Annotated in this window: 5 protein-coding genes and 1 pseudogene; 2 read left to right on the top strand and 4 right to left on the bottom strand. The window is 71.9% G+C overall.

Annotation, left to right across the window (positions count from 1 at the left end; genetic code table 11):
• Positions 1-445 (bottom strand): annotated as a pseudogene (locus AOK24_RS46685) (phosphatase); the annotation flags it as partial.
• A 463-nt stretch (positions 446-908) separates the two neighbouring features.
• On the opposite strand from AOK24_RS46685, the gene AOK24_RS35210 reads away from it, so the two are divergent.
• Together AOK24_RS35210 and AOK24_RS35205 are read left to right on the top strand one after the other, a co-directional pair.
• The gene (locus AOK24_RS35210; RefSeq protein WP_055724040.1) at positions 909-1,574 is read left to right on the top strand and encodes a bifunctional DNA primase/polymerase; all 666 of its coding nucleotides are present in this window, start codon (positions 909-911) and stop codon (positions 1,572-1,574) included.
• A gap of 55 nt (positions 1,575-1,629) precedes the next feature.
• Positions 1,630-2,184, top strand: coding sequence for a hypothetical protein (locus AOK24_RS35205; protein WP_055724039.1), 555 nt, complete (start codon positions 1,630-1,632; stop codon positions 2,182-2,184).
• Positions 2,185-2,431: 247 nt separating this feature from the next.
• On the opposite strand, the gene AOK24_RS35200 is transcribed toward AOK24_RS35205, so the two are convergent.
• The 3 genes from AOK24_RS35200 to AOK24_RS35190 all read right to left on the bottom strand — a co-directional run bounded on the left by AOK24_RS35200 (position 2,432) and on the right by AOK24_RS35190 (position 4,988).
• Positions 2,432-3,397 (bottom strand): DUF5926 family protein, encoded by a 966-nt coding sequence (locus AOK24_RS35200; RefSeq protein WP_055724038.1) that lies wholly within the window; start codon positions 3,395-3,397, stop codon positions 2,432-2,434.
• 41 nt (positions 3,398-3,438) lie between these two features.
• Positions 3,439-4,056: an ATP-binding protein gene (locus AOK24_RS35195; RefSeq protein WP_063799567.1), complete on the bottom strand. Its 618-nt coding sequence runs from the start codon at positions 4,054-4,056 to the stop codon at positions 3,439-3,441.
• A 92-nt stretch (positions 4,057-4,148) separates the two neighbouring features.
• On the bottom strand, positions 4,149-4,988 hold the full coding sequence (locus AOK24_RS35190) for a glycerophosphodiester phosphodiesterase (protein WP_055724036.1): 840 nt from the start codon (positions 4,986-4,988) through the stop codon (positions 4,149-4,151).
• Positions 4,989-5,129: the final 141 nt, after the last annotated feature.

Raw genomic sequence — 5,129 nt, 5'->3', positions numbered from 1 at the left:
CGGCGGGGTCGAGGACGACCAGGCCGCGGGCCGCGCCGACGAGGGCCGCGCCCGCGCGCAGGAGCTCGTCGAGGGCCTCGGGCAGCGTGTCCGTACGGGAGACACGTTCCGTGAGTTCGTGGAGCGTCGTGAGGTCCGAGACCCAGCCGGCGAGCCGGTCCTGGAGGGCGGTGCCCGGTGCCGGTGCGCAGGTGGGGGCGGCGGAGGGCAGCGGGACGGCCGCTGCGGGCGGGCCCGCGGACACGGGCGCGGCAGTGTGGGCGGGTGCGGGAACCGTGGAATCGATTCCGGCCACTTTCGGTGGGTGAGGGGCGTTCATGGCGTCCGGCTCTCGGACCGGTGCGTTTTGCTCAAAAGCATCGCAAACCCCCATGTCATTCTGCTCATTCTGCACCGCCGGCAGTGTCTCCACATCTACACGCACTCGTGATGGGATGTCCAGCATTGTCCTATCGGGATTCCCGGTGTCCGTGAGGTGCTCATGAACGGAGAGTGAGTCTTGGACAGAATTGCAAAGTTGGCTTAAAACCGCCTCGGGTTCCGGGCGATTGAGGTCGACTGGCCTTGTTCCACAGAGCGTCACACCGGTCGTGATGGGTACGTACTCGGTAGGGATTCAGGGGTGGCGCCAGCCGCCCGGAACCTGGTGACCGACCCGGGCGTCATAGCCATCGACGACCGAGCCCCATCCTCCGTGGCGGAGGCGGAGAGAAATACGCGGGACGGCAAAACGCCAGACTTCGCCACCCCCCGCCATGCCCAGGCTTTTGCGCGACGCAGTTCAGGGGTTCCTCTTGCTCGGTGCAAGGGTGTGATGCGCCAACAGGTATGCACAGTGAAGTGATCGACACATGGTGTGATGTGGCCCACGGTGTTGCCAGCGGTGCAACGGAAAGGAACGAGCGCTCATGCGCGAGATCCTCGGAAGGCGACGCAGGCTTCTGTCCCAACGCGGCGACGGGATGCCTGAGTTGATCGAAGCGGCACTGACCTGCGCGACGCAGTGGCAGTGGCCGGTGCTCCCCGGCGCGCCGGCCGACCCCGAGGCCCGGTCCCGGTGCACCTGCCCCGACCCGGCCTGCGCGATGCCCGGCGCGCACCCCTTCGACCCGGGCCTCCTCGCGGCGACCACCGACGACCGGATGGTCCGCTGGTGGTGGACGAACCGCCCCACCGCGCCGATCGTCCTGGCGACCGGCGGCAGCGCGCCCTGCGCGATCAGCCTCCCCGCGCGCGCGGCGGCCCAGGCCCTCGCCGAACTCGACGCGAGGGGCATGCGCCTCGGCCCCGTCGTCGCCGCGCCCGCGCGCTGGGCGATCCTCGTCAAGCCGTACTCCATGGAACAGCTCGGCGAACTCCTGTACGCGAAGGACTACGTCCCCGGCTCGCTCCGCTTCCACGGCGAGGGCGGCTACCTCGCCCTGCCGCCCTCCCTCTCCGGCCAGGGAGACATCCGCTGGGAGCGCGCCCCGCTGCCCGGCTCGGCCACGCCCTGGGTGCCCGACGTGGAGGCCGTGGTCGACACGGTCGTCGACGTCCTCACTCGTACGGGTGTGAGCGCCCCCGAGTTGTAGGGCCGCCCGGCGCGGAACGGGCCGTACGCGCGCGCGTGCTCGTTATCTTCCGCCTATGAACCTTCGCCTCCTCGCCCTCGGCGCCACCGCCCTGTGCGCCGTCGCGCTCCCTCTGACCCTCGCGTCGGCGGGCCCGGTGGGTGAGGAGGGGAACGTGCTCGACGACGCCGTACGGACGGTCGTCCCGCCGCACGAGCCGCGCCCCTACGACGATCCCAAGCCCGCCGCGTCCCCCGCGCCCGCGCGGCTGCTCGGGCTCGGGATCGCCACCGCCGCGCGCTGCGGCCCCGAACTCTCCTCGCCGGACGGCGTGGAGGCGCAGACGTGCGTCCTGACGCAGGGCGAGGACACCTGGGCGCGCACCTACTACCGCAACGGCACCGGGCGCGCCCTGGAGGCCGTCCTGAGCCTTCTGGGGCCCGACGGGCGGACGGTGCAGCTGCGGTGCGCGGTCGGCGCCGGGGACGAGCCCGCGAGCTGCGAGACGCCGCGCGAGCGGACGCGGGGGGAACTCGACGGCTACAGCGCGGTGTCGGAGTTCGCGCGGCGCGGCGACGGGCCGCTGCTGCTGCGCTCGGGGAGCAACTCCGCACCGGACACGGGGAGTTGACGTACCGCGCCGGACTGTGAAGCGGCGCGGGGCATGAAAAGACCCGGTTGCTGGCGACGGGGGATGCACCAGCAACCGGGCTACTCGAACCGTAACAAGAGATCGGCTCCAAGCAAATTCGATCTCCCGTTTTCTTTCCGGTTCCGGAGGCTTTCCGGACAACCGCTGAGCGGCGGTTTCCGGTACCGACCGGCCTTACGGGGCACGGGAGTTGTGAGCGGAGTCACCCGCCCGGGCGAGCCCCGCCTCAGCTCAGGGTGACCTGGCGGTTCGTCAGGCCCCCGCGCGCGCGGCGCTCGTCCGCCGTCAGCGGGGCGTCCGTGGCCAGGGCCGTCGCGAGGCGCTCGGCGAACTCGGCGGCGGGCTTCTCGACGTCCTCCGCGCGGACCTCGCTCGGCAGGTCCCAGACCGGCACGGTCAGGCCGTGCGCCCGGAAGGAACCGACCAGCCGGGTGCCCTCGCCGAGACCGGCGGCACCGGCCGCGTGCAGGCGCGCGAGAGCGTCCAGAAGACGCTCCTCCGGGTGCGGCATGACCCAGCGCAGGTGGTTCTTCTCCGGGGTCTCGCACCAGTACGCGGCGTCCACGCCCGTCAGCTTGACCGTCGGGATCACGGCCTCGTTCGCGCGCTCCAGGGACGCCGTCACGTCCGTGGTCGCGTTCTCCGTGTCCGGCACCCAGAAGTCGAAGCCGGTGTGCACAACTGGCTCGAACCCGCCTTCGGGATCCAGCAGATCCTGGAGCCGCGGACCGTCCGCGGGCGTACGGCGGCCCTGGACCGGCGTCCCCGGCTCGGCCTCCAGCGCGCGCAGGAGGTTGTCGGCGAGGTCCCGGCTGACGTCACCGGAGGCGGTGTCGTTCTGGAGGCCCAGCAGCACCGACCCGTCGTCGCGCCGCAGCGCCGGCCAGGCCATCGGCAGCACGGTGGCGAGCGTCACGGACGGCACGCCCTCCGGCAGCCCGCCCTTGAGCGTCAGCCCGGCGGTGGCCGCGGGCACCAGCTCCCGCAGCGCGACCCAGTCGCACTCCCCCGCGAGCCCCTCGAACGGCCGCTGCACCAACTCGGTGACCGCCTGCGCCGCCGCCCGGCCGTGACACGCCTTGTACCGTCGGCCGCTCTTGCAGGGACACGGCTCCCGCGCCCCAACGACCGGGATCTCCCCGTCGGTCACCTGAGGCCCCTGGGCCTTGGTCTGGGGTCGCTTCTTGGCCATCGACTGTCTCCCGGGTACGGCTGGTCTGGTACGCCGGGAGCCTAGTCGAGATCGTCGAAGTCCAGCCCTGACAGCGAGGGCGTCACCCCGTCGGCGAAGTCCGTGCGCGCGTCCGTGCGCGCGTCCGGGTCGTGGACGTCGTTGTGGACGACCACCCAGACCGTGACCTCGCCGTGGATGTCGTCGCGCACCCCCCAGTCGTGCGCGAGCGCGGAGATGATGTTCAGCCCCCGGCCGCCGTGCGCGGTGACGGACGGGTGGGCCGGGGAGGGGCGGGTCGGGCCGCCGCCGTCCGTGACCTCGACGACCAGCCGCCCGCGCGCGTCCACGCGCCAGGCCGCGCGTACGTCGCCGTCGCCCGCGAGCGCGTCACCCAGCGGCCGTCCGTGCTTGCACGCGTTGCTGAGCAGTTCCGACAGGATCAGTACGGCGTCGTCGATGACCGCCTCGGAGACCCCGCCGCCGCGCAGCTGGTCCCGCATACGGTGTCGCGCCGCGCCCACGCCCGCAGGACCGTGGGCCACGGCCATGCTCGACGACGTGGGCACCTCTTGTGCCACCACCAACGCCACCCCCGAGACCTCCTTCGCCCCACGCCACCGAGTGGATGCCCCCTTGGCCTGTACCGGAAACCGGTGGATGTCCGTCCGCTGACGCATTCTTCACACCGGTACACGCACCGAACGCGCCGGTGCACACCCCGTGACGATCACGGCGTCCCTCGGCGTCCTTCGGTGGCCCTTCGGCGTTCTTACGGCGTCCTGAGGTGCCGCAGCACCGCCCCGGGCCGGTTCGTGATGATCGCGTCGACCCCCAGGCGTACACACAGGTCGACGTCCGCCTCCTCGTTCACCGTCCACACGTGCACCTGGTGCCCCGCCCGCTTCAGCCGCTCCACGTACGCGGGGTGACTGCGCACGATCCGCATCGACGGCCCCGCGATCCCCACGCCCACCGGCAGCCGCCCGTCGCGCAGCCGGGGCGACACGAACTGCATCAGGTACACGGTCGGCAGCGTCGGCGACACCGCGCGCACGCGGTGCAGCGACCGCGCCGAGAAACTCATGATCCGTACGGCGGACTCGGCGGGATCGCCGGGCGCGTCGAGACCGAACCGCTTCAGCAGCGCGAGCAGCCGCTCCTCCACCTGTCCGGCCCAACGCGTCGGGTGCTTCGTCTCGATCGCGAGCTCCACGGGCCGGCCCGCGTCCGCGACGAGTTCCAGGAGCCGCTCCAGCGTCAGCACGGACGTGTGCTCGCGGTCCTCGGGGCGGAACTCCCAGTCGGGCTCCTCCTCGTCCCCCACGCGCGCGCGGGCGGCCCGTTTCGTCTTCCAGGAGCCGAAGTCGAGCGCGTTCAGCTCGGCCAGCTCCAGCGCGGACACCGCCCCGCGCCCGTTGGACGTCCGGTTGACGCGCCGGTCGTGCACACAGACGAGGTGTCCGTCCGCGGTCAGCCGTACGTCGCACTCGAGCGCGTCCGCGCCGTCCTCGATGGCCTTGCGGTACGCGGCGAGGGTGTGCTCCGGGGCTTCCTCGGAGGCGCCTCGGTGGGCGACGACCTGGATGTGGTGCTGCCGTGCGTGGGTCACCGCGCCATGGTCCCATCGGCGGGGGGTACCCGAGATCCGGGACGTGCGTCTGAGAACCGTCTGAGATGTTCTGTGCGGGCGTCCCGGTATGTCCGCCATATCATCTGATATCTCGCATAAGGGACGCCCGCACAGAACATC

This window comes from Streptomyces niveiscabiei (assembly GCF_001419795.1).
Lineage (GTDB): Bacteria > Actinomycetota > Actinomycetes > Streptomycetales > Streptomycetaceae > Streptomyces > Streptomyces niveiscabiei.
Note: the sequence above shows the minus strand (reverse complement) of the source record. Positions and strands in the feature narration are given on the sequence as shown.